The organism is Jeotgalibaca dankookensis (assembly GCF_002005405.1).
GTDB classification, from domain to species: Bacteria; Bacillota; Bacilli; order Lactobacillales; family Aerococcaceae; genus Jeotgalibaca; species Jeotgalibaca dankookensis.
On the sequence record NZ_CP019728.1, the window covers coordinates 256,952 to 282,214 of the forward strand.

21 protein-coding genes are annotated in these 25,263 nt (G+C 38.1%); all 21 read left to right on the forward strand.

Annotation, left to right across the window (positions count from 1 at the left end; genetic code table 11):
* The first annotated feature begins 9 nt into the window (after positions 1–9).
* Complete coding sequence (locus BW727_RS01230; protein WP_062468062.1) at positions 10–1,824, forward strand: polysaccharide biosynthesis protein; 1,815 nt, start codon at positions 10–12, stop codon at positions 1,822–1,824.
* A 163-nt stretch (positions 1,825–1,987) separates the two neighbouring features.
* Positions 1,988–3,115: an LCP family glycopolymer transferase gene (locus BW727_RS01235; RefSeq protein ID WP_062468064.1), complete on the forward strand. Its 1,128-nt coding sequence runs from the start codon at positions 1,988–1,990 to the stop codon at positions 3,113–3,115.
* 18 nt (positions 3,116–3,133) lie between these two features.
* Positions 3,134–4,096, forward strand: coding sequence for an LCP family glycopolymer transferase (locus BW727_RS01240; protein WP_062468066.1), 963 nt, complete (start codon positions 3,134–3,136; stop codon positions 4,094–4,096).
* Positions 4,097–4,110: 14 nt separating this feature from the next.
* The gene (gene galE, locus BW727_RS01245) at positions 4,111–5,124 is read left to right on the forward strand and encodes a UDP-glucose 4-epimerase GalE (RefSeq protein WP_062468068.1); all 1,014 of its coding nucleotides are present in this window, start codon (positions 4,111–4,113) and stop codon (positions 5,122–5,124) included.
* 181 nt (positions 5,125–5,305) lie between these two features.
* On the forward strand, positions 5,306–5,914 hold the full coding sequence (locus BW727_RS01250) for a class D sortase (RefSeq protein ID WP_062468071.1): 609 nt from the start codon (positions 5,306–5,308) through the stop codon (positions 5,912–5,914).
* Between the two features lie 48 nt (positions 5,915–5,962).
* On the forward strand, positions 5,963–6,997 hold the full coding sequence (locus tag BW727_RS01255; RefSeq protein ID WP_062468073.1) for a hypothetical protein: 1,035 nt from the start codon (positions 5,963–5,965) through the stop codon (positions 6,995–6,997).
* A gap of 151 nt (positions 6,998–7,148) precedes the next feature.
* A complete protein-coding gene (gene galU, locus BW727_RS01260; RefSeq protein ID WP_062468075.1) occupies positions 7,149–8,030 on the forward strand; it encodes a UTP--glucose-1-phosphate uridylyltransferase GalU in 882 nt (293 codons plus the stop codon).
* A gap of 65 nt (positions 8,031–8,095) precedes the next feature.
* Positions 8,096–9,262 carry a nucleotide sugar dehydrogenase gene (locus BW727_RS01265; protein ID WP_062468185.1) on the forward strand — a complete coding sequence of 389 codons (1,167 nt, stop codon included), beginning with the start codon at positions 8,096–8,098 and terminating at the stop codon, positions 9,260–9,262.
* 100 nt (positions 9,263–9,362) lie between these two features.
* Positions 9,363–10,454, forward strand: a complete 1,092-nt coding sequence (locus BW727_RS01270) for a glycosyltransferase (RefSeq protein WP_062468077.1) — start codon at positions 9,363–9,365, stop codon at positions 10,452–10,454.
* A gap of 4 nt (positions 10,455–10,458) precedes the next feature.
* Positions 10,459–11,235 (forward strand): glycosyltransferase family A protein, encoded by a 777-nt coding sequence (locus BW727_RS01275; protein ID WP_062468079.1) that lies wholly within the window; start codon positions 10,459–10,461, stop codon positions 11,233–11,235.
* Positions 11,232–12,539 carry an O-antigen ligase family protein gene (locus BW727_RS01280; RefSeq protein ID WP_062468081.1) on the forward strand — a complete coding sequence of 436 codons (1,308 nt, stop codon included), beginning with the start codon at positions 11,232–11,234 and terminating at the stop codon, positions 12,537–12,539. Before BW727_RS01275 ends, BW727_RS01280 begins: the two co-directional genes overlap by 4 nt.
* Before the next feature lie 9 nt (positions 12,540–12,548).
* Positions 12,549–13,580 carry a hypothetical protein gene (locus BW727_RS01285; RefSeq protein WP_062468083.1) on the forward strand — a complete coding sequence of 344 codons (1,032 nt, stop codon included), beginning with the start codon at positions 12,549–12,551 and terminating at the stop codon, positions 13,578–13,580.
* Positions 13,581–13,628: 48 nt separating this feature from the next.
* The gene (locus BW727_RS01290) at positions 13,629–14,615 is read left to right on the forward strand and encodes a glycosyltransferase family 2 protein (protein ID WP_062468086.1); all 987 of its coding nucleotides are present in this window, start codon (positions 13,629–13,631) and stop codon (positions 14,613–14,615) included.
* Positions 14,616–14,632: 17 nt separating this feature from the next.
* Positions 14,633–15,505 carry a glucose-1-phosphate thymidylyltransferase RfbA gene (rfbA, locus tag BW727_RS01295; protein ID WP_062468089.1) on the forward strand — a complete coding sequence of 291 codons (873 nt, stop codon included), beginning with the start codon at positions 14,633–14,635 and terminating at the stop codon, positions 15,503–15,505.
* 12 nt (positions 15,506–15,517) lie between these two features.
* Positions 15,518–16,090 carry a dTDP-4-dehydrorhamnose 3,5-epimerase gene (gene rfbC, locus BW727_RS01300; protein WP_062468091.1) on the forward strand — a complete coding sequence of 191 codons (573 nt, stop codon included), beginning with the start codon at positions 15,518–15,520 and terminating at the stop codon, positions 16,088–16,090.
* Positions 16,087–17,079, forward strand: a complete 993-nt coding sequence (gene rfbB, locus BW727_RS01305) for a dTDP-glucose 4,6-dehydratase (protein ID WP_062468093.1) — start codon at positions 16,087–16,089, stop codon at positions 17,077–17,079. The genes rfbC and rfbB overlap by 4 nt, the downstream gene beginning before the upstream one ends.
* A gap of 1 nt (position 17,080) precedes the next feature.
* Positions 17,081–17,929: a dTDP-4-dehydrorhamnose reductase gene (rfbD, locus tag BW727_RS01310; RefSeq protein ID WP_062468095.1), complete on the forward strand. Its 849-nt coding sequence runs from the start codon at positions 17,081–17,083 to the stop codon at positions 17,927–17,929.
* A gap of 6 nt (positions 17,930–17,935) precedes the next feature.
* Positions 17,936–18,862 carry a glycosyltransferase gene (locus tag BW727_RS01315; RefSeq protein ID WP_062468098.1) on the forward strand — a complete coding sequence of 309 codons (927 nt, stop codon included), beginning with the start codon at positions 17,936–17,938 and terminating at the stop codon, positions 18,860–18,862.
* A 93-nt stretch (positions 18,863–18,955) separates the two neighbouring features.
* The gene (locus tag BW727_RS01320; protein ID WP_227807209.1) at positions 18,956–20,380 is read left to right on the forward strand and encodes a lipopolysaccharide biosynthesis protein; all 1,425 of its coding nucleotides are present in this window, start codon (positions 18,956–18,958) and stop codon (positions 20,378–20,380) included.
* A gap of 144 nt (positions 20,381–20,524) precedes the next feature.
* Positions 20,525–23,215 carry an N-acetylmuramoyl-L-alanine amidase gene (locus BW727_RS01325; protein ID WP_062468101.1) on the forward strand — a complete coding sequence of 897 codons (2,691 nt, stop codon included), beginning with the start codon at positions 20,525–20,527 and terminating at the stop codon, positions 23,213–23,215.
* A 26-nt stretch (positions 23,216–23,241) separates the two neighbouring features.
* On the forward strand, positions 23,242–25,188 hold the full coding sequence (locus BW727_RS01330; RefSeq protein ID WP_062468103.1) for a glucosaminidase domain-containing protein: 1,947 nt from the start codon (positions 23,242–23,244) through the stop codon (positions 25,186–25,188).
* Positions 25,189–25,263 lie beyond the last annotated feature (75 nt).

Sequence of the window (25,263 nt, forward strand, 5' to 3'; positions counted from 1 at the left end):
GGTCATTAAATGGAACTATCTCGTAAACAAAAGGCAGTCATTCTCATGCTCCTTGATTCCACGTTTATATTGTTCTCAGCCTTTTTAGCACATTATATTGTTAAGGAATATGTTCGACCTGAAGACCAGTTTTATTACCTCATGATTGGAATTTCGATCTTGATTTATCTCGCTTTTGGGTTGCGTCATCACTTATTTAATCATATTAGTCGCTATACGAGTGTTTATGAAATTACCCGAACATTTATTTTTATAACGGTCTCTTTTGCGGTTTCTGGATTTGTAACCTTAGTCTTTATGCAATCGCTCAGTTATCGCTATATCTTTTTAATGTATGTATTTAGTCTGTTATTAATTCCCGGTTCGCGCGTCTTATGGCGCTTCTATCATGAATATAAAAGCGGTCAATTTTTTGTAGAATCTTCTAAGGAAGAAAAAATTAGAACCTTAATCGTTGGAGCAGGTGATGGTGGAAATCTTTTCATCAGTAACTTAATCAAACGACCTGGTGAAGTTAAAATTATTGGGATCGTGGATGGGGATCCGGGTAAACAAGGTTCACTTCTTTATAATATTCCCATATTGGGTAAGGAAGAAGATATTCCAGCACTTATTAAGAAGTACCAAATTGATCAAGTGACCATTGCAATTCCTTCTGCTAAACCAGAAGATTTAGAACGTATTTTAGAATATTGTTCTACTAGTGATGTCAAGGTTAACCAAATGCCAAGTATCGAAGATGTTTTAAAGGGAAAATTAAGTGTCAATCGTTTCCGAGAAATCGATGTGGTTGATTTATTAGGGCGTGCGGAAGTTAAATTAGACAGAAGCATGATATCAGATCATCTTGAAGGTAAGGTTGTGCTCGTATCTGGCGCTGGTGGTTCAATTGGATCGGAAATTTGCCGCCAAGTTGCTAAGTTTGATCCTAAAAAGCTTATTTTATTAGGACATGGAGAAAACTCTATTTACTTAATAGATAAAGAATTAAAAAACTTATATGGACGTTCAATAGAAATTGTGCCGATTATTGCAGATGTCCAAGATCGTGACCGCATTTTTAAGGTCATGGCTAAGTTCAAACCTGACCAAGTTTATCACGCGGCCGCTCATAAACATGTTCCTCTTATGGAGTATAATCCCACAGAATCCATTAAGAATAATGTCTACGGAACCAAGAATATTGCTGAAGCAACCAAGGCAGCAAATGTAAAAAGCTTTGTAATGATTTCAACTGATAAGGCCGTTCGACCAACAAATGTTATGGGTTCAACAAAGCGAATGGCGGAAATGATTGTAACGGCTTTAAATGAAGAAGGCCATACAAAGTTTGCAGTCGTTCGTTTTGGAAACGTTCTTGGAAGCCGTGGGAGTGTCATTCCAGTTTTTCGTGAACAGATTGAACGAGGAGGCCCGGTTACTATCACAGATTTTCGGATGATCCGCTATTTTATGACCATTCCGGAAGCGAGTCGATTGGTTATTCAAGCCGGTGTACTAGCACGAGGTGGGGAAACCTTTATTTTAGATATGGGTGAACCGGTCAAAATTTATGATCTTGCCAAAAAAATGGTTAAATTATCTGGGTTTAGGGAAAGCGAAATACCTATTATTGAAACAGGAATTCGTCCTGGTGAAAAGCTTTATGAAGAGTTACTAGTGGATGGACAATTAGCAAAAAAACAAGTTTTTGAAAAAATATTTATTGGAAAAAATAATAAGTATGATATCAATCAAATCTTAGATTTCTTGAAATCACTGGAGTCTAAAACAGATGATAAAATTCGTAAAGAAGTAGTCGCGTTTGCGAATGCACATCAATAAAGAAAAAAAACTGAATCTTACGGTTCAGTTTTTTTCTTTACATTTTTATTAAACTCATCATTCGCTACTTTTTAATTTGGATCAAATCCTATATACTTAAGAGCAATGAGGTAAAATGCAACTATTTACTTCTTTCACAGCTGAGGAAAGAGGATCGCCAATAATGGAAGAGAATAAACGTAATAATAAGAAAAAAAAACGGAATAGAAGGCTGTTGTTCTTAGCAATGGGAATCTTCTTATTCGTATATGGTTGGTTTTGGAAAGTGTATTATGATGTAAATGGTACCGGAAATAACATTTTTAATCACGTCAATATAAATGATAAACGTGATGGGCAGTTAGCTTCTATTAGTGCTTCTGAACCGATTTCTTTTGCTCTTCTCGGAGTAGATAACGGTGTTGTTGATCGTGCGGATGAACCAGGCCGTACTGATGCCATTATTGTTGGTACCGTTAACCCTAAAACAAAGAAAACGACTTTAATCAGTATTCCACGCGATAGTTATGCTCTAATGGAAGGCTATGAAACGTCGTGGGGTGACCCTTACTATGATAAACTGACGCATGCCTATGCTTTTGGTGAAGCTGAAATGGCCATTGATTCAATCCAGGAGTTATTAAACATCCCAATTGATTATTATGTCGAAGTGAATATGCAAGGATTAATGGACGTAGTAGACGCCATTGGTGGCATCCAAATAACCAGTCCTTTAACTTTCGACTATCAGGGTAATTATTTCGTTGAAGGTAAAAAACAGAAACTTGACGGTAAGGAAGCATTGGCTTTCTCGCGGATGCGTAAAACAGACCCAGAAGGAGACTTTGGTCGCCAAAAACGTCAAAAAATGGTTGTAGAAGCCATTATTAATAAATTATTGAGCTTTTCTACATTAACGCGTTATCAATCTGTACTTAAAACCATGCAAGACAATGTTAAAACGAATATCCCTTTCCGCGATATGGGTAACATTGTGGCGGGTTATCGTAACGCACTTGATAACATCCAACAAGACAGCTTATACGGAGAAGAATTATGGTTAGATGAGGTATACTATTTATACATTGATCCTTATGACCGCTTGGAAGTATCCAACCATTTAAGAGAAGAGTTGGAACTTGATACAGTGGAACTGGCTGATTTAAACCTATCAGATACTGATTACTACTATCTAGATGATCCTTATTATTATACGGATGATACCTATGAAGAATCATATTATGAAGAGTCTTACGATGAAACGCTCTACCAAGAACCAGAAGTGTACGACGAAGAAGAAAGTGACTTTTAGAAGGAGATAAGGAAATAAATGTCCGAAAAACAAACACGCCATCAAAAAAAGAAAAAAAGAACAGGCTTAAAGGTATTTTTAGGAATCGTTCTAGTATTTCTTGTAGCCGTTGGGCTTTATATTGCCAACGTCTATCGTAATGTAAATAGTACAACCAAAGAAATCTATGAACCCATTGCTTTAGAAGAAGTCAATCCTTTTCGTCCAGGTCAAGTTGACTTATCAAGAGAAGAACCGATTTCGATTTTACTCTTAGGAATTGATACTGGGGATTTAGGTCGCACCGAGCGCGGACGTTCTGACTCGATGATTGTCGCAACTATTAATCCCAATACTGAAAAAACAGTCCTAACCAGTATTCCACGTGATACGTATACTGAAATTGTCGGGTATGGGACTATGGATAAACTCAACCATGCTTATGCCTTTGGTGGAACATCGATGGCCATTAATTCCGTTCAAAACCTCTTAGATATTCCGATTGATTATTATGTCTCAGTCAACATGGCTGGTATTAAAGAAATTGTGGATGCTGTAGGTGGGATTGATGTGGAGAGTCCCTTGACTTTTACTCAAGATGGGTATGATTATTACCAAGGAGAAGTCACTCATATGGACGGCGAATCTGCCTTAGCCTTTTCACGGATGCGTTACCAAGACCCGGAAAATGATATTGGCCGTCAAAGTCGCCAACGTTTAGTCATTGAAGGCGTTATTAAAAAAGCAGTCAGTGCCTCAACTCTTTTAAATTACCAAGAAATATTAGGCACGCTTTCGAATAACGTCCAAACGAATTTCCAAATGAAAGATTACTTAGCCTTACAAGGCAATCGCTATATGAAAGCGGCTCGTAATATTGAATCCCAACAGATTGGCGGTACGGGTGAAATTGCTGAAGATGGTATTTACTATCATTATATTCCTGAAGAAGAGTTAACGCGTGTACAAAGCTTATTGGACCAAGAACTAGAAATCGACTAAAAGGAGCAGATACAATGTCAGTTTTAGTAACAGGTGGCGCAGGCTACATAGGAAGTCATACCGTTGTAGAATTGTTGAACCAAAATTATGAAGTGGTGATTGTTGATAACTATTCCAACAGTAAACCCGAAGTTTTAAATCGGATCAAGAAAATTACGGGTAAGGACATTACCTTTTATGAAGCAGATTTACTAGACCGTCCGGCACTAGAAGCGATTTTTGAAGCAGAAAAGATTGACTCGGTCATTCATTTTGCTGGCTTTAAAGCAGTAGGAGAATCGGTTGACAAGCCACTTGCTTACTATCACAACAACATTACTGGGACTTTAATTTTACTAGATGTAATGCAAGCCTACCATGTTAAGAATATTGTCTTTAGTTCTTCGGCTACTGTTTATGGGATGAACAACCCGTCGCCTTTGAAGGAAGATTTACCAACCAGTGCAACAAATCCATATGGTTACACAAAAGTCATGATTGAACAAATTTTGCGTGATTTATACGTGTCGGATGAGGAATGGAATATTGCGCTCTTACGCTATTTCAATCCAATCGGTGCGCACGAATCTGGTTTAATTGGCGAAGATCCTTCCGGAATACCTAACAACTTGATGCCTTATATTACCCAAGTAGCCGTTGGAAAATTGCCGGAATTAAGCGTCTTCGGAGATGATTACGATACACCAGACGGTACGGGTGTAAGGGATTATATCCATGTGGTCGACCTATCTAAAGGCCATCTTAAAGCACTTGAAAGTTTCGAGAAACACAAAGGAGTCGGAACGTATAACTTAGGAACAGGGGTAGGCTACTCAGTGTTAGATCTTGTCCATACGTTTCAAACAACCAATGACGTGAAAATTCCTTATCAAATTGTGGAACGCCGTCCTGGAGACGTGGGTACTTGTTATGCGGACGCTAGTCTAGCTGAGGAAGTGCTCGGATGGACTGCTGAAAAAGGCCTAGCCGATATGTGCCGTGACTCTTGGAAATGGCAAAGTAATAATCCTAAAGGGTACGACCAATAGTACTAAAAAAATGCAGTGATTCGCTAAATGCGGATCACTGCATTTTAATTTCTATGGCTTAAATGAAAATAAGCAAAAGGATGTGTATAATGATAGCAAGAAACAAAAATTTCGATTACCAGATCTCATGTGCTGATGGATTGAAAAAAAGTTGCAAGTAAGCTTAAAGGGGAGACAGCCAATGAAATGGATCAGTCGCATGCTCATTTTAATAGGCGTTTTAATGATTGGGATCGCTGGGTTTTCATTGTATGACCAAACACAGAGACACTCCTTCACCTTAGAAGAAGCTCAAAACACCTTAGAAAAAAATCGTCTTCTCACTATGGAAGAGGATGTAAAGATAAATGGAAATGAAAAAAGAGAAAGCAATCAAGCTCTTTCGTTTGAGGCTGATTATGGAGAGGTTTTAGGTGTTTTAACAATTCCCAAATTAAATCGTAGCATCGGCATTATGGAAGGTTCGGATGATGACGCCATGCGGAACGGCGCAGGTCACGTGGAAAGTACAGCTTTCCCAGGCCAACGCGAACAAATTATTTTTTCTGGGCATAGAGAAACAGTATTTCGTGATTTTGGGGAATTAGAAATTGGCGACCAACTTTTTGTTGAGATGACTTATGGAAGGTTTGCTTATGAAATTAAGGCGTTTGAAATTGTTGATAGTGAAGATACGAGCGTCATCAAAAAAATGGGAGAAGAAGTGTTGGTGGTTTCAACCTGTTACCCCTTCAATGTGTTTGAAGCAGCCCCGCAACGTTATTTGGTCTATGCTTATCCACTAAAGTAATGTAAGCGCAATCTTTTTTTGTGAAAGTGATTAAGAGGAGTGAAAACGATGCTAAGAAAACATAAGCAACAGCAGCAAATTTGGTTTAAGTTAGGGAAAATGTGTCTGGGTATAATCATCCTTTTATTAGGGAATATGTTATTTAATGGCTCTGTCGTTCTAGCAGAAGAAACTGACACTGAGGATTTTACGCTTATTTTTCAAGTAAGGGATGGAGAAGATGATTATGAGCTGATTTCAACCCAAGTCTACAATGAGTTGACTCGAGAAGCGTTTGAAATACTTGCCAATGAAAAAGCAGAAGATGAAACAAGTAATTATGGTGCGTATTCATCTACTCGCAATGATAATCAATATCTGTATTCTTTTGAAGGAATTGAAGAAGCGGTTCTACCGGTAGAAAATACTTATTATTTAACCTTTCAAGTTAAAAATGAACGTGGTGATTATGACATAATCGAATCCATTATTTACGAAAATATAACGGAAGAAGAAATGGTGATAATAGGAACTGAATTAGCCGATTCGAAAACGGAATCTTATGGGCCTTATGAATTAGTTGTCGAGGGTTCGAATTGGGTTTTCTACTTTGAAGGTTTAAATCCTTCTCTCCCACTTACACCGGTAGAACCCAGTGAACCTAGCGAACCAGTAGAGCCTGAAATACCCGTAGATTCTCCGGATTCAAGTGAACCCGAACAACCTGAAACACCGCTTGAATCAGAAGAAGCGATTACACCAGTGGTTCCTGAAACAACCGTCGTACCATCGGAGCCAAACGATATTGTCATACCAGAAGTACCTGAAATAAATATACTACCGATTGATTTAAACACGTTCAATATTCCTGAAATCTCATTTGATCAACCAGAACCAACTAACTCTGAACTTGAGTTCTCAGCTTATTTAACAGATGCATCACAAGCCAGTAACTATGTTGCCTCTTTAAGCCCAAATAGTATTACAAAGGGAGAAAAGTTGCCAGTGACTTCTACCCCCGTTTGGTCGCTAGGGCTTGTTGGATTCATCAGTTTGACGAGTGGACTAGGAGTAGAGGTATTGCGTCGTAAGAAGAAAGAATAAACGAATTAACTGATTGGTTGATAAAAGGACTCGGTTTGTCCGAGTCCCTTTATTTTTTGTCTAGTTGCGCTTAAACTCTAACAGCCACTAGATTTTTATTTGGCAGAAAGTTTGCTATAATAGAAGGAAATGGATTGAGAGGAAGGCTTATATGCAGAAAATTAGGAAGGCGGTTATTCCAGCTGCCGGGTTAGGAACGCGTTTCTTGCCTGCAACCAAGGCAATGCCTAAGGAAATGTTACCGGTTGTGGATACACCTAGTATTCAATTTATTGTTGAGGAAGCGATCAACAGTGGTATTGAAGAAATACTAATCATTACCGGTAAAAATAAGAATGCGATTGAGGATCATTTTGATTCTAACTTTTCTTTAGAGTCGAATTTACGTGAAAAAGGGAAGGATAAGCTTTTAAACATTGTGCAATCAACGACTATCCCTTCGATTCACTATGTACGCCAAGCGTACCCAAAAGGTTTAGGAGATGCGGTTTTACAAGCTGCCTCATTTGTGGGGAATGAACCTTTTGTTTTGCTTCTGGGAGATGACATTATGCCGGATGCCCTTCCTCTAACTAAACGATTGATGGATGTATACCAGGAATACGGACAAGGTTCTGTTGCGACGATGCGTATTCCAAAAGAAAAAACACCATATTTTGGTGTAATTGACCCAGGCGATCAAGTGAGTGATCATGCTTATGCCATCCAACACCTTATTGAAAAACCCAGCCCAGAGCAAGCACCCAGTGATTTAGGAATCATTGGCCGTTATCTGTTAACTCCAGAAATTTTTGATATTTTACGCCAACAGGAACCAGATGCCGGGAATGAAGTGCAGTTAACCGATGCGTTAGAAAGTTTAAACCAGATTAAGCCACTATTAGCTTATGAGTATACGGGTAAACGCTATGATGTGGGCGATAAGTATGGGATGCTATTAGCTAATATAGAAGTTGGATTGGAACACCCCGATACTTCTGAAAAAATGACTGATTTTGTCATTGCCTTATCCAAACAACTTAAAGAAAATTAAATTTTAAAGAAATGGTTTTGTGATATTATATACTTATCTAAATAGAGAGAGAGTTGTTGTTAAAAATGAATATTACTGTCGTTGGAACCGGTTATGTCGGTTTGTCGAATGCCGTTTTATTAGCACAACATAACAAGGTAAAAGCTTTAGATATTATTGAAGAAAAAGTTGATTTAATTAATAAAAGAATCTCACCTATTGCGGACAAAGAAATTGAAGAATACTTATCCAATCATGAATTAGATTTAGTTGCGACTATTAACAAAGAAGAAGCGTATAAAGACGCAGATTTTGTTGTGATTGCAGCACCTACAAATTATGATGACAAACTTAACTTCTTTGATACTTCCAGTGTTGAAGCGGTTATTGAAGATGTCTTGAAATATCGCCCGCAAGCAACGATGATTTTAAAATCAACCGTTCCAGTTGGTTATACAGAAGAAACAAAAATCAAATATGGTGTGGATAACATTATCTTCTCACCCGAATTCTTACGCGAAGGAAAAGCACTCTATGATAACCTCTATCCATCACGTGTCATTGTGGGTGAAAAATCTGCACGCGGGCAGAAATTTGCTGACTTACTCGTTGAAGGTGCTATAAAAGAAGACATTGCTGTTCTTTTTATGGACTCAACGGAAGCAGAAGCGGTCAAATTATTTGCTAATACTTATTTAGCACTACGAGTTGCTTATTTTAACGAGTTGGATACATATGCAGAAGTGCGTGGTTTGGATTCCCAATCCATTATCGAAGGAGTAGGACTGGATCCGCGTATCGGGTCACATTACAACAATCCATCCTTTGGTTACGGGGGGTACTGCTTACCAAAAGACACCAAGCAACTACTTGCCAACTACGATGATGTTCCAAACAATTTAATTCAAGCCATTGTCGAATCCAATCGAACACGTAAAGATCATGTTGCTGAAATGATCATGCAGAGACAACCTAAAACAGTGGGCGTTTATCGCTTAACCATGAAGTCAGATTCAGATAATTTCCGCTCGTCATCTATTCAAGGTGTCATGAAGCGGATTAAAGCTAAGGGAATTGAAGTAGTGGTCTATGAACCGGTTTTAGAAGAAGAAACCTTCTACCATTCACAAGTTATTCGTGATTTAGAAGAATTCAAGAAAATGTCAGATGTGATTATTTCCAACCGAAATGACCGTGAACTAGTAGACGTACAAGACAAGGTTTATACACGTGATCTCTTTAACGAAAATTAATAACCTTGAGCAAGCTGTCTAGTACCTAGACAGCTTTTTAAATGGTATAAATGTGGAAGCTATTTTGCTATACTTGATAAGAAATGAAAGGAGCATGAACTTGAAAGTACTCCATTATATTCCTGGTTTTAATACAGGCGGTATCGAAGCAGTTTTTCTAAACTGGTACAAAAACCTTGATGACTCAGATGTAACTTTTGAACTACTCGTTAGAAGTTATGATCCTCAGTCACCAATGCTAAAGGAATACCTGGCGTTAGGAGGCAAACTACACAGTTTAGATATGCCATCTTTAAATCCTAAGACACTTGTTACTTTTAGGAAAAAAACAAAAGCTTTTTTCTCTAATTATAAAGACTATGATTTTTTACATGTACACGTAGCGGATGATCCCTTTGTAATTTCAAGTGCCAAGGCAGTGGGAATCAAACAAGTAGGGATTCATGCTCATACAATTGGCTACAATGAAACCTATAAGAGTCAAGGTATAAAAGGGCTAATACGCGATTATAATATTAAACAGGCATCTCACTACTTTGCTTGTTCCAACCAAGCAGCTAAATGGATGTTTAAAGGTCAATTAGACAAGGTGCAAATTATTCACAATGGTATTGATGCTCATGCTTATCAATTTGATGCGCAAAGACGCCAATTGTATCGTGAAGAATTAAAGTTAGGCGATTCTCTTACATTAGTGCATGTGGGACGTTTTTCTGAAGTGAAGAATCATGCCTTCATGCTTGATTTAGCAGCAAAACTCGTAGAAGTAGAACCCAGTTTTACTTTACTCTTTGTAGGGGACGGCCCTTTGTTGGAAGATATAAAGGTGAAGAACCACTTAGCTAATGTGCAATTTTTAGGAGCTCGTCTTGATATTGCTGATATTTTGCAAGCAGCTGATGTTTTCCTGTTGCCTTCTAAATTTGAAGGACTCGGAATGGCTGCAATTGAGTCTCAAGCAGCTGGATTGCCAACGTTGGTCTCTGATGGTGTTCCTGAAGAAGTTACTATTACGGACTTAGTGGAATTTTTATCTTTAGAAAATAGTTATGAAGTCTGGGTAAATAAAATCATGGCACTCAAAGGGCAAAAAGAAAGAAGAGACACCTACCAAGAGATTATAGATGCCCATTACGATAGTAAACAGACAACCAAAGATTTACTTGATTATTATAGAAGAGTTGGGAAGTGATTGTTTGCGTTTAGAAGTACTTGTTGCAACTATGAATCAAGAAGACACACAGTTAATCGAGCGAATGAACTTACAGTCGGATGCAATTATTATCAACCAAACCAATCATCATGACTTTCAGGTTGTTCAAAAGAACCGACATACTTATAAAATTTACTCTTTTGCGGAAAGAGGGGTGGGTTTAAGTAGAAACACTGCTTTAATGCGAACCCAGGCAGATTTTGCACTTATTGCCGATGATGACATGGTTTATGTAGATGGTTATCCTGAATTAGTGAAGCAACAATTTGATGATTATCCGGACGCTGACTTAATTATTTTTAATCTAGAAGAAGTTGATTCTTGGCGTTTTATCACTAAAGAAGCTTTTACGGTAAACAAGTTTAATTATATGCGCTTCGGTGCAGCTCGAATTGCCCTACGACCTAATCGAATTAAAGAAAAAGGGATTTGTTTTCATCTCTTATTTGGCGGTGGAACACCCCATAGTAATGGAGAAGATACAATATTTTTAAAAGACTGTTTGGATAAAGGCCTTAAGATTGTAGCTGTGCCGGTTACACTAGCGCAATTAACTGAAGTAAGAGAATCAACTTGGTTTAGTGGTTACACTGAGAAATATTATCGGGACCGAGGTGCTTTATTTAAAGCATTATCGCCAAAACTTTACCCATTTCTGATCTTGCAATTTATAATACGCAAGTATAAAAAAGATCAAGGGATGCCATCACGGAAACAGCAACTCCACTATATGTTATCCGGTGCGAAGGAGGACGTATGAAGAAATTAATTGCAGGAATGGTTTTTTCAGTTTTCTTGGGAACACAAATATTAGCTTTTAATGTCGGAATCAAGTTATCCATTTATCGTATTTTATTTTTAATAGTCGTATCACTCTTTTTAATGATGGTTGCTAATAACGATGCGCGTTTGCGTTTCTATCCGAATAAGCTATCCCATTCCATTTCTCTGTTTTATGGTGTCTGGTTTTTATACTCGCTTTTGTCACTAATTTGGGTCGAAAATATTGCGGGTTGGGCCAAAGCAAACGTTTTTATAGGCATTGGTGTCGTTTCAATTTTCTTTATTCAACTTTTTATGAATAGAAAACGTGACATCCTAACACTCATTAAAGCTATTGTTCTAGGGACAAGTCTGCATATTGCCATTGGACTTGTAGAATTGTTGACGGGAAAATACGCATGGGCGAGTGAGCATTTTATGACTAAATATCGACCTGCTTCGCGTCATTTCTTTACACGGCTGCCAATTTCTATTTATCCGAATGAAAATGATTATGCAACAGTCTTATTAATGGGTTCTTTCTTTATTTTAATGCTACTTAATAATGCAAAAACATTTTATTGGAAAGTTATTTATGGAGTTCTCTGGCTTTTGTCCATCTTTTTGATCAATCAAACTGACTCTAGAGCTAACGTGGTAGCGTTAGTTATTGGATTCTTGGCGATGTTACTTGCATATATTCTACCTTTAATTACCAAACGGATGGTTACTTATGTTGGTGTTTTGGGTTTAGGTATAGTTAGTGTCTTACTCATTGTGAGCTCCACAGTAAGAAGTCAACTAGATTTTGTACGTGATCTATTCTCGACTAGTACAGAATTTGGAGGAACCTCTAATGAAATTCGTGTTAACCTCATTCGAAATGGTTTCAGGTTCCTAAAAGAATCTTTTGGTTTTGGGGTAGGCGCAGGGAATATTGAGTACTTAATGAAGCACGAACCACCTTACCAAACTGGCGGGATTAGTAACATGCATAACTGGTGGATGGAAATTTTGACAAGCTATGGCATTTTTGTATTTGCGGCATATTTATTTATATATGTGTCCCTTATTTTGAAAGCTTATAGTTATTACAAAACGAGCCGAGAACGTTTTGTTCGTCAAACTTCACTGCTTATTATTGGCTACTTAGCAGCTTTTATTTTATCCTCAATATCATCAGCAAATAATATTATTAATGAGTGGCAATGGCTCATCTTTGGATTCATTATTGCTTTTTATTCTTATTGTGAACAAAGAGAAATAAATGTGAAACCCCAAGTGAAAAACTTGGAGTATTAGGAGGAAGTTATGGATAGTCATACTTTATTAAGTGAATTAAAACGGTTGGTAAAAAATAATAAAAAACGAATGTCTATTTTATTTATTATTTTTACCCTGGTACTCTTATTCTTGCAAATGTTGCCAGTTATTTTAACCAATTTTGGGACCGATGGCGACGCATCAAACAAAACTGCTCAAGAAAACAAAGAAAACCCAGCTATTTTTGAGGTTTATATTGAATACGATTCGGGTAGTACCTTTACTAATACTCTCTTACTAGAACAAGCGATGAAGAGTGCTGAAAATATTACAGAGGTAGAAGCAATCACTGGAGTCGACATTTCATCACAGCTGGAGCAGGAAGAAGAAATGAAATATCCTAAGACAGCCCGGGATCGAGGTGTCCTAGGAGCAGCTCGAGACGATGCTTCTAATATATGGGCATTTAATGCAAGAATTGGAACTGAAAAAGAAAATTTAGCGGCGATGACTTATTTTTATGATTTAGTCATGAATGATGGGATTCCGCTTTTAGATAATAAACACACTTATTCCATGTCACAACCGCGTATTTTGACGGATGAAGAGTTATTATCACCAAACAGCCAAATCGAACAAGATACTAGTGGGGAATTTTCGCTTAAGGGCTTGGTAATGGCATTGGTCATTTCAATTTTTGGAGCAACTGTCCTTGCTGCTCTTTATATCTTAGTTAAAAGTTTTATAGGAGATAAAATTGCTTATGCGTTCAACTATAGTTGGGGTGAACAAGATGTATTCATACTAGCCTCTGAACAAGAAGCAAATGAACTGAAAATTATTAGTCAGCTTCCACAGGGGACGCAGAAAATTTATTTAGCTCAAGAACCAGATAAGCTAAGATTAAATGCGGATTTAATAATTCAAACGTCACTCGTTCAGACCTCCGTACAAGCACCGGTTGATGAAGTAATTGTCTATATTCAACCAGGAATAACTGATAAGAACTGGTACAATCAGCAACGCGAACTACTAAAAGCTTATCAACAACCACTTAAAATCATACAAGTAAATCAGTAACTCTTTTGAAGCTACTGTCAATGAAAAAGGTAGAAAGTCGAGGAGAACATGGAGAATTTAGTTTCAATCATTATTCCCGTTTACAATGCTGAAGCCTATTTAGCTGAGAATATTGATTCTGTTTTAAATCAAGCTTATGAGAGCTTTGAACTCATTTTAGTAGATGACGGCTCCACTGATAAGTCTGCCCAAATTATGCAAAATTACTCTGAACGTGAGCCTCGAGTAGTAGCACTTTACCAGGAAAATAGTGGCGCACCAACTGCCAGGAATTATGGCTTATCAGTAGCAAAAGGGGAGTATATCCAATTTATTGATTCAGATGATTTTATGGCTAAACAAGCATTAAATAGAATGGTTACTGCTTTAGAGGAAACTGGTGCGGATTTAGTAGTAGGTGCTTATGATACAGTTGATGATAAAGGTAATTTTATTAAATCAGTCCCACATCCAATTGAAAGTGGGTTCTATATTGTTCAAGAGAATCGAGAAGATTTTTCTTTGATTCCACCTATGCCAGGTAATAAATTGTTTCGGGCAAGTGTTATTCGTAACAACCATTTAAACTTCCAACCGTCACTCAAACAAGCGCAAGATTTAAATTTTTATTTGAAGTTTTTACTTTTTGCAAAAACGGTTATTGTCATGGATGAGGTCGTTTATCATTACCGGGTACGAACTGGTAGCATTAGTCACACATATTCTTTAGTTATTTTGGAAGTAATTAGAAGTATTAATGACGCGGCTGACTTTTATAGCGCTCATGGTATGATTAATAAAGAGTTATTTATGAATATCAAATTCCATCACTATACTTTCCAGATTCAAAAAACACCACAAATAAAAAACCGTGCTGACCGAGAAGAAGCGATTGAAGCCTTTAAAAAGGAATTTGCTGATATCAATCGCGTGCAACTTCTGCCTCGCTATCAAGGGAAGCTGTATTGGATGAATCGATTGAAATTATTGGCCAGTCCTTTATTTATAAGTGATTTCTACGCTAATTATCAACGTAAAAAAGCAAAAAATAAGTAACAGAAGGAGCGACAAACATGAAAGGTATTATTTTAGCAGGGGGAAGTGGAACGCGTTTATATCCCTTAACAAAGGCTGTTTCAAAACAATTGATGCCCATCTATGATAAGCCGATGATTTATTATCCGATGTCCATTTTGATGTTGGCAGGCATTAAGGATATCTTGATTATTTCAACGCCGACGGATACGCCCCGTTTTGAACAATTATTTGGCGATGGCTCTGAACTCGGTTTAAATATTGAATACAAAGTCCAAGCATCACCCGATGGCTTGGCACAAGCCTTTATTATCGGAGAAGAATTTATCGGAGACGACCCGGTTTGTTTGATACTGGGTGATAATATTTTTTATGGATCCGGTCTTTCTAAGATGGTCCAACGCGCAGCCAGTAAAGAAAGTGGCGCAACGGTTTTTGGCTACCACGTCAATGATCCGTACCGCTTTGGTGTGGTGGAATTTGATGCCAATAAAAAAGCTGTATCCATTATTGAAAAGCCGGAAGAACCTAAAAGCAACTATGCCGTTACCGGTTTATACTTCTACGATAACGACGTGATTGAGATTGCTAAAGCCATTCAACCCTCCGAACGTGGGGAACTCGAAATTACGGATATCAACCAAGCCTATTTAGACCGCGGAAAACTCGATGTGGAGATTATGGGACGCGGCTTTGCTTGGCTCGATACCGGCACACATGAATCACTTCTAGAAGCCGGCATGTTTATTGAAACCATCGAAAAACGTCAAAATTTCAAGGTGGCTTGCTTAGAAGAGATTGCCTACCGGATGGGATATATTAATCGTCACCAGCTTATTGAACTGGCGCAACCTTTGAAGAAAAATGCCTACGGTCAGTATCTCTTGCGTCTGGCTGAAACAGAAAAATAAGGAGAATCTAGAATGAAGGTATTCGATACACACTTACAAGACGTTAAAATCATTGAACCAGCGGTCTTTGGGGATCATCGTGGTTTCTTTACAGAGAGTTATACGAAAGAAAAATATGAGGCAGCGGGAATTCACCATGATTTTATTCAAGATAACCACTCCCTTTCCGTTGAACCTGGTGTCTTACGTGGCATGCATTTCCAGACACCAGATAAAGCCCAGACGAAACTCATTCGTGCCACAACCGGCGTGATTTATGATGTTTTAGTGGATATCCGTGTTGGCTCCCCGACTTATGGCAAGTGGGAAGGTCATATTTTGAGTGAATATAACCACCGCCAACTTTTAGTTCCTAAGGGCTTTGCCCATGGGTTTATGACCTTGACACCCAACTGTAACGTGCAATACAAGGTGGATGCCTATTACTCCAAAGAACACGATGGCGGTATTGCCTTTGATGACCCGGCGATTGGCATCACCTGGCCCATGCCGATTGAAAAAGCCATTCTATCGGAAAAAGACACGCAGCATCCAACTTTAGCAAACTTTGATAATCCATTTGTATGGGAGGAAACCAATTCATGAACTTACTTGTAACCGGTGGCGCTGGCTTTATTGGCAGTAATTACGTCCACTACCTATTAGAAAACCATCCCGATGACTTTGTGGTCAACTTAGATTTACTCACTTATGCTGGGAACTTACCAAACTTAGCCGATATCGAAGGCAATCCTAACCAGCTCTTTGTACAAGGAGATATTCAAAATACCGAACTGGTGCGTCATTTAATTAAAACCTATGACATCACGCATATTGTGAACTTTGCGGCAGAGTCGCATGTCGATCGCAGCATTATAAACCCAGAAGTGTTTGTGGAAACCAACGTTTTGGGAACTTTGAACCTGTTGAATGTCGCAAAAGAACTCGACATTGAAAAGTTCTTACAAGTGTCAACCGATGAAGTATACGGTTCGCTCGGAGCAGACGGCTACTTTACCGAAGAGACGCCGCTTGCACCCAACAGCCCTTACTCGGCTTCCAAAGCCAGTGCCGATATGCTGGTTCATTCCTACTATGAGACCTTTGGAATGAATGTCAATATTACCCGCTGTTCCAATAACTATGGCCCGTATCATTTCCCAGAGAAATTGATTCCTTTAATGATTACGAATGCCATGGATGGTAAACCACTCCCTATTTATGGCGACGGGTTGAACGTGCGTGATTGGTTACATGTCAAAGACCACTGCCAAGCCATTGACTTGGTGCTTCGAAAAGGGAAAAAAGGCGAAGTTTATAATGTTGGGGGCCACAATGAGCGCACCAACAACGAAATTGTTGACATCATTGTGGATTACTTGGGTGTCTCACGCGATTTAATCACCTATGTCGATGACCGTTTAGGCCATGATCACCGCTATGCGATTGATCCAACCAAGCTCGAAACCGAATTAGGCTGGCAGCCGGAATATACCTTTGATACGGGTATTATTGAGACCATTGAATGGTATTTGAACCGTGAAGACTGGTGGCGTCCACTCAAAGAGCGCGCTGAACTAACAGGAGGAAACTAAGATGTCGCTTTTAATAACCGGTGCAACCGGACAACTGGGAAGTGAATTGGTTCATTTACTAGATGCGAAGGGAATGGCTTACACCGCAACCGATTCAGATGATATGGATATTACCGACTTACAATCGGTTGCCCGTGTATTTTCCCGGGTGAAACCAACCTTTGTTTTCCATTGTGCTGCTTATACGGCAGTCGATGGAGCCGAAGATCAAGGAAAAGCGCTTAACTGGGAAGTCAATGTCACCGGAACCCGCCATGTGGCGGAAGCGTGCGAGAAAGTCGGTGCCACACTCGTTTACATTAGTACCGATTATGTTTTTGACGGCGAGAGTTTGGATGCATACACGGTTGATGCCCCGGTAAATCCTCAGAACCAATATGGGAAAGCGAAATTAGCCGGAGAGCGATTAGTGGAAGAGATTTGTTCCAATTATTATATTGTCCGCACCTCGTGGGTTTTTGGTCAGTACGGGAAAAATTTTGTCTTTACCATGTTGAAACTAGCAGAAACGCATGACCAGCTAACCGTTGTGGCGGACCAAATCGGTCGCCCAACATGGACACGAACTTTGGCAGAATTCCTCTTGTATCTCTATCAAACGCGTCCGGAAAAAGGTGTGTATCAGTTGTCTAATGATGGGTCGTGTTCTTGGTTTGACTTTGCGCGTGAGATCTTAAAAGACAAAGCCGTTGCCGTTGAACCAGTTACTTCGGATCAATATCCGCAAAAAGCTTATCGTCCCAAACATTCGATTATGGATCTATCGAAAGCGAAGGCAACGGGTTTTGCCATTCCTACTTGGCAAGAAGTCTTGGCGCAATTTCTTAATCAGATTGATGCAAAGGGGTGAGGGTAGATGGAAATTGGCATTGTGATTCTCAATTATTTAAATTGGACCGATACGGTAGAATGTATCGATTCTTTAAAAAATCAGACCCACCAATTCTTTCAGGTGGTGGTCGTGGATAATGCTTCAAAAAATGAATCTTTCGCTGAATTGACGAGTCGTTATGAAAACAACGAAAAGATTCACTTGTTACAAACAGAAGAAAATTTAGGGTTTGCCAAAGGAAATAATACTGGGATTATTTATTGTAAGTCAGTTCTTGGTTTAGAAAATATATTGGTCATTAATAATGATGTCATTTTTACCGATGTCAATTACCTCGCTTTTTTAAGTGAATTTGATTGCGGGGAGGACATTGGTGTTGTAGGCACAAAAATTATTGGATTGGATGGTTTGAATCAAAATCCACACTATTTTAATCCCACACATAAGGCGGTCTTACGTGAGTATGCACTCCCTTTGATGCGTAAGTATCATCTAGGCGGTCTGTTAGTATTAGGAAGTAAGATAAAAAATCGTGGCCGAATAAACACGCCAACCCGGCTACCAGAAACCATCCCTAGTGAAAGACCTTATGTCTTACATGGCTCTGCTATTTTTCTAACTAAAAACTATGTAAAACAGTTAAATGGTTTGTATCCAGAAACCTTTTTGTACTATGAAGAAGAAATATTAGGGTTAGTTTGTAAGAAAATCGGACTAAAAATGCTTTATACAGATGAAGTAGAAATTTACCACAAAGAAGACCAGTCTTCCCAGATGAGCTTTCAAAACCTTGAAGGTATTAAGCAAAAATTTGCGCGTAAAAGTGTCAAAATTGGTTTGCGAGTGAGCCGTATGAATCCGGAAAAAATTACTGCAATAACGAATAAGCAATCTTATAGTTTCATCTTAAAGAAAGACGGTAAAGTAAAAAAATATACTTTTCATCATTAGATTTGTAAGTAAGTTTTAACGATTATTTAAGGCCTTTAAAGCGTCCAATATGGTAGAATGCTACTATTGATTAAGTAAAATGAGGTGAACAGATTGGCCGCTAATGAATTTCGTTCCGGGATGTTTTTCAGTGCCCTAGGAAAGTATTCCAATGTGATAATTCAGTTGTTTGTAAATGCAATTTTATCACGTATTTTGACCCCCGCTGATTACGGGGTTGTCTCTATTGTTCAAATTTTTATTGAGTTTTTTAACTTGCTAGCGGACATGGGCTTTGGTCCCGCAATTATTCAAAATAAAAAATTAGATGAGACAGATATTCAAATTATTTTTAAATTTTCTATTTTCTTGGCTGGCGTTTTGTCTTTGGTATTTATGACATTGGGCTACCCAGTAAGTCTTTTTTATGGCAATCCGGTCTATGTTCCAATTTTTATCATACTGGGTTTTGCAGTGTTCTTCTTTGCCTTATTAGTGGTTCCCAAAGCTGTTATTCAAAAACGAAAAGATTTTAAAACCGTTAATACTATTCTCGTTTTTACTGGTATTGTCAAAGGGATTGTTTCAATTATTCTAGCTTTTTTTGGCTTTAAGTATTATGCAATCATTCTAGGAAGTCTGGTACAGGCTCTAATGAACTTCCTTTTCTATTACAGTAAGACCCGGATTTCTCCTAAGGTAAAGTTTTCATTTGGTCCTATTAAAAAAATATGGGCTTTTTCCCGAAATCAATTTTCTTTTAACTTTATAAATTATTTTTCACGGAATTTTGATAGTATTTTAATTGGACGTGTCTTTACCGCTGGGGCCTTGGGGTATTACAATAAATCTTATCAGTTGTCACTTTATCCCAACCAGATATTGGCCGGGGTCATTACACCTGTCATTCAGCCCATTCTTTCTGAATATGAAAAAGATATTGCAGTTATTAGAAATACCTACTTGAAGATTACGCGAGTCCTTGCCAATATAGGTGTTCCCTTATCGGTTTTCTGTTTCTTTGTAGCGAGTGATATAATTTTATTTATATTTGGTGATCAATGGGGTGCCAGTGTATCTTCTTTTCAAATTTTGTCATTGTCCATTTGGTTACAAATGATTGCTAGTAGTTCTGGTGCATTTTATCAATCGGCTAATCGGACAGATTTACTACTCTTTTCTGGTGTACAATCAATGATTTTGAATGTGGCAGCAATTGGAATTGGTGTATATCTGGGGAGCATTGAATCGGTAGCAACTATGGTGACGATTTCCTTTACAGTTAACTTTTTAATTAATAACTATCTTCTTATGTATCGTATTTTTGAATCAGGTTTTGGGGAATTACTTAAAGAATTATCGAAACCATTTTTAATGGGAGCCGTTCAAGTTTTAGTTTTTCTCTTGTTGCCTCAATTACCCTTCAATGTGTTTTATAGCCTCTTAATTAAAGGTGTTATTTTTACACTAACCTTTTTGTTAGGGTTGGTTATAACAGGACAAATGAAAGAAATGCTTCAGGTTATTCGAAAAAAATAATGTGGGGAGCTTGCAATGAAAAATTGCAAGCTTTTTATTTGCGTATTATTAAACAATTGTTTAAAAATACTATAACATTTCTTAAGTTTTGTGTTAGAATAATCCTGTTGTGATTATATGATCAATTGGAGGGGAAAGGCTCACATGCAGTGGAAAATATTAGTCACTTTCATGAGTGCACTTGTTTTAGGCTCAAATGTTTCATTACCAGTAATGGATACGCATATGAGTAATGAAGAGGAAATAAAAAGTGAATTGGTAGAAGAGGTTGAAACCCTATCAAATACTTATTACCAACTGAAATATGATGGTAGTAAGCAAACGGTTTCATTAACAGAGGACTTAGAACTTCTTCTATTTAGTTGGAAAGATGAGAAGGAAGATACAATTCTTGCTGAAGTTTCGGGTGAGCAAATTGAAATACCGGTAAATAAAGAACGAAAAATATACAAGCTAGTAGATGACGCTGAGATTGACTTAGCAGCTGAAAATAGCAAAACTTTTATTTTTTCTACAGTGGTTTCCGAGCAAAAAGTTGAAACCTTTATTCCAGTAGAAGTAAATGAAAATTTATCTTCTAAAGAGCAAATCGCTATTATAGATGAATTTGGGACTATTTTAGAATGGGTTGAAACGTTTCAATATCTAGATGCCACAGGTACAATTATTTCTGAAGAGGAATACCAAAAACTCAACACAGTAGGAGAAGAAGAACCTGATTTAGAAATAGAAGAGTCACAAGAAGAAAGTTCCGAAATAATTGAAGAAGGACAAAATGAGATAAGTTCTGAAGAAGAGCCAATTGCTGACGTGGAGTCATCAGAAGAAGAGGAAAAAGCATCAAATTCTGAAGTGACTACTTTTTCAATGAGTAAAGTAGCTGTCACAAAACCTACGCTAACATACCAAACCCATGTAGAATCTCATGGATGGATGCCAGCAGTAAAAAATGGGGAGATGGCTGGAACTTCTGGACAGAAAAAAAGACTGGAAGCTATCAAGTTAAATATAGCAGGTATAAAAGGTCTAGAAATAAGCTATGCTACACATATTCAATCCAAGGGTTGGACTAAATATGTTTCCAACAACCAAATCAGTGGTACTGTAGGCAGCGGTAAACGTTTAGAAGCAATTAAGATTAAGTTAAATGGTGTACAAGCGAGTAAGTATGATATCTATTATCGCGTCCATGTAGAAAAATTTGGCTGGCTTGATTGGGCAAAAAATGATGAGCCTGCTGGAACTGCGGGTTTAGGACGACGTGTAGAAGCGATTGAAGTTAAATTACTTTATAAAGGTACAAATAAACCAACTGATACAAGCAATTATTTTGTTGAACAGCCAATTGTCACTTATCGTTCTGATATTAAAGGACAAGGTTGGCAACCGTACGTTTCAAACGGCGTTTTGAGTGGTAGTGTTGGTAAAAAAAAGGCAATCCAGGCTATTGAAGTTTCTATTCCTTCGCAGTCTGGTTTACAAGTCAGCCAGTCTATATATGCTAAAAAAGGTGGCTGGGTAGATGGTTTGTCCTCTAATGGTCAACAAATTGAAGCAATTAAATTGAATTTAACTGGTAAAAATGCACAGTTATTTGATATTTATTACCGTGTCCATGCTCAAAAAATAGGTTGGTTAGGCTGGGCTAAAAATGGTGAAAGTGCTGGAACAGAAGGCTATGATTACAGGTTAGAAGCTTATGAAGTAAAAGTAGTCCCAAAATGGCAGTATGTAAATCGTGGTGATGAATCCTTTAAATATAAAGATAAATCCTCTGTTACCTATAGTAGTCATGTACAAAGCCTAGGCTGGTTAGCTGATGTGACAGATGGTCAGGTGAGTGGAACAGAAGGTCGCTCATTACGAATGGAAGGGTTAAAAATAAACTTAAACCATGACAAGTATTCAGGTGATATTTCATATGAAACCCATGTACAAAGTTATGGATGGTTAAATCCTGTTTCTAATGGTTCGCTAAGTGGAACAACGGGTCGAAGTAAACGTTTGGAAGCAGTTAAAATTAATTTAACAGGCGAAATTGCGGACTACTATGACGTTTATTACCGTGTTCATGCAGAAAGTTATGGCTGGCTAGGTTGGGCTAAAAACGGAGAACCAGCAGGAACAGAAGGGGTAGCAAAACGTTTAGAAAGCCTTCAAGTACAATTAGTCGAAAAAGGATTACCAGCTCCAAGTGGTAACAAAAAAGAAGCATTTATAAAACCAGTACCAGTAACAAAACGCGTTGTTTTTCTTGACGTCGGACATGGCGGATCAGATTCTGGTGCACAATATTATGGAATTAAAGAAAAAGATTTAAATTTACGAATGGGGAAAAAAATGCAAAAAGATTTAGAAAAAGCAGGTTATACCGTTATTATGTCTCGAACTGATGATACTTACATGGATATCCGGTCAGAACGTTCAGAAATGGCTAATAACTCAGGTGCAGAAATTTTTATTAGCTTGCATAATAATGCGATGCCTGGCAACTCCTATGTAAATGGAATTGAAACTTATTACTACGAGTATGACCCGAATTATCAACCGGTTATTAATCAAGCGATGCATAATAACCCTGATCGATTACTTAAGAGTGCTGCTTTAGCAAAAGCGGTTCACAGTAACTTAATCAATCATACAGGGGCAACAGACCGTGGTGTACGCCGTGAAACCTTTGCAGTCCTAAGAGAAACTGCACTGCCATCGATCCTACTAGAATTCGGCTATATGAGTAACTATGATGAAGTGCAAAGATTGCTAACTGATAAATATCAACATACTTTGTCAAAAGCCTTATTAGAAGGCGTTAATGCTTATTTCAAAACCTATTAAAAATTGATTGGAGGTTTTAACTACAAATGAAGAAAAATAAAGGTAATCGTTATTCCATTTTCACACTCTTGATGGTCACGAATCTATTATTTAGTTCGGTTTCGTCTATATTTGCAATCGAACTTGAACCGGCTGAGCAAGTAGAGTCAGTGGAAGTCATTGAGAGTAAACCAGTTGAAGAAGAAGTTGAATCTGAATCATCTTCTCAAGAAGAGAGTGAAGAATCGGTTCAAGAAGAAATTGTTGAAGTAGAAGAGAGTAGTGAAGAATTAATAGAAGTAGAAGAAGAGTCTACACCAATTGAAACGGAAGAAGCCGTTTCAGAGAGCACAGAAACTGTAGAAGAACCTCAATCAGAAGTAGAATCACAAGAGAGTGAAGAGCCTGTTGAGGAAGAAGTCGACGAAACAAAAGGCTTGGAAGAATATAACCGTGAAGAAATTCATGCTTTAGCAATGGAGTTAATGGAGGAAGATTTACAAGGGAAGAATTCAGAAATGATGCAAATTAGTCTTTTCTCACGTTTTTCTTCATCTACTGGTATTGGACATGTAGATAACTTTTTAAACAAAATTGTTCCATATGCGATTGAAGATAGTAAAACATCAGGCGTCCTGCCATCCATTACCATCGCTCAGGGAGCCTTGGAATCGGCATGGGGATTGAGCGGTTTAACCGTGAATGCCAATAACTTGTTTGGTATTAAGGCATCCAACGACTGGAAAGGGCCTGTCTATAACGTGGTGACTGGCGAATATTCAGCACCTGTTTACGATTCTTCTGGTAAACTTATCAAAGATGGTTACTGGTATGAAACAGTTGCTGGTTTTAGAAAATACGATAGTTGGTTAGGCAGTATTAAAGACCATGGTGCTTTTTTTACTGGGACCGAATGGCGGAAAGAAAACTATAAGCATGTAGTTGGAGAAAAGGATTACCGGAAAGCAGCTCAGGCTTTGTTAAATGCGGGTTACGCAACCGATCCAGGTTATGCAAATAAGCTCATTGCCATTATTGAAAGTTATCAACTTTATGAGCATGATGCTGCAGTGATTATAAAAGAACCTGTTTTAAACGCGGAATACCATGTTCAAAAGAAAGGCTGGTTATCTAAAAAAGGTAGCCACCTCTTATTAGGAAATGTGGGAGATGATTTAAGAGTAGAAGATTTCCGTTTCCGTCTTCCTGAGTTAAAAAATGTCGAAATTAGTTTCGATGCACATATTGAAAAACGTGGTTGGATTAATAATATTAAAGAAGGCCGGTCTGCTGGAAACCAAGGATTTTCGAGACGTCTCGAAGCGATTAAATTAAACTTAACAGGTAGCGAAGCTCAAAATTACAATATTTATTATCGTGTCTACTCGGACACTATTGGCTGGTCTGGCTGGGCTAAAAATGGACAGCCAGCAGGGACAGAAGGGTATGCTAAGAAAATTCAAAGTTTAGAAGTAATGGTGACTGGAAAGGGTGATGCACCTGTCAGTATGTCAGGAACATCTTTCCGTACTTACCAAGAGCCAAGCATTCATTACGCCTCGCAACTTCAATATAGCGGTTGGATTGACACAGTTAAAAATGGTCGCTTATCAGGAACGATTGGCAAGGCGCGTCGATTAGAAGCTTTAACTGTAAATCTATCATCTCAACCTTATTCTGGTGGTCTTTCTTATCAAACTTATGCCCAAACTTATGGCTGGTTACCGACTGTTTCAGATAATATGGTCTCTGGAACAGTTGGTGAAGGTAAACGTTTAGAGGCTATCAAAGTAAGCTTGACAGGGGCGATGGCTCAGGAGTTCGACGTTTATTATCGTACACATATCCAGACGTATGGTTGGACGGGTTGGGCTAAGAATGGACAGCCTTCAGGCTCAGAAAACCTCTCACGTAGACTAGAAGCAGTAGAAATTCGTCTTGTTAAAAAAGGACGTTCTGCTCCTGGTACCCAAAAAAACTATTTCTATAAATAAATATTAGATTAAACTCTTCCGTTATAATGGAAGAGTTTTTTTATAAGTGGAAATTGTATATAGTAGTCAAAAGTA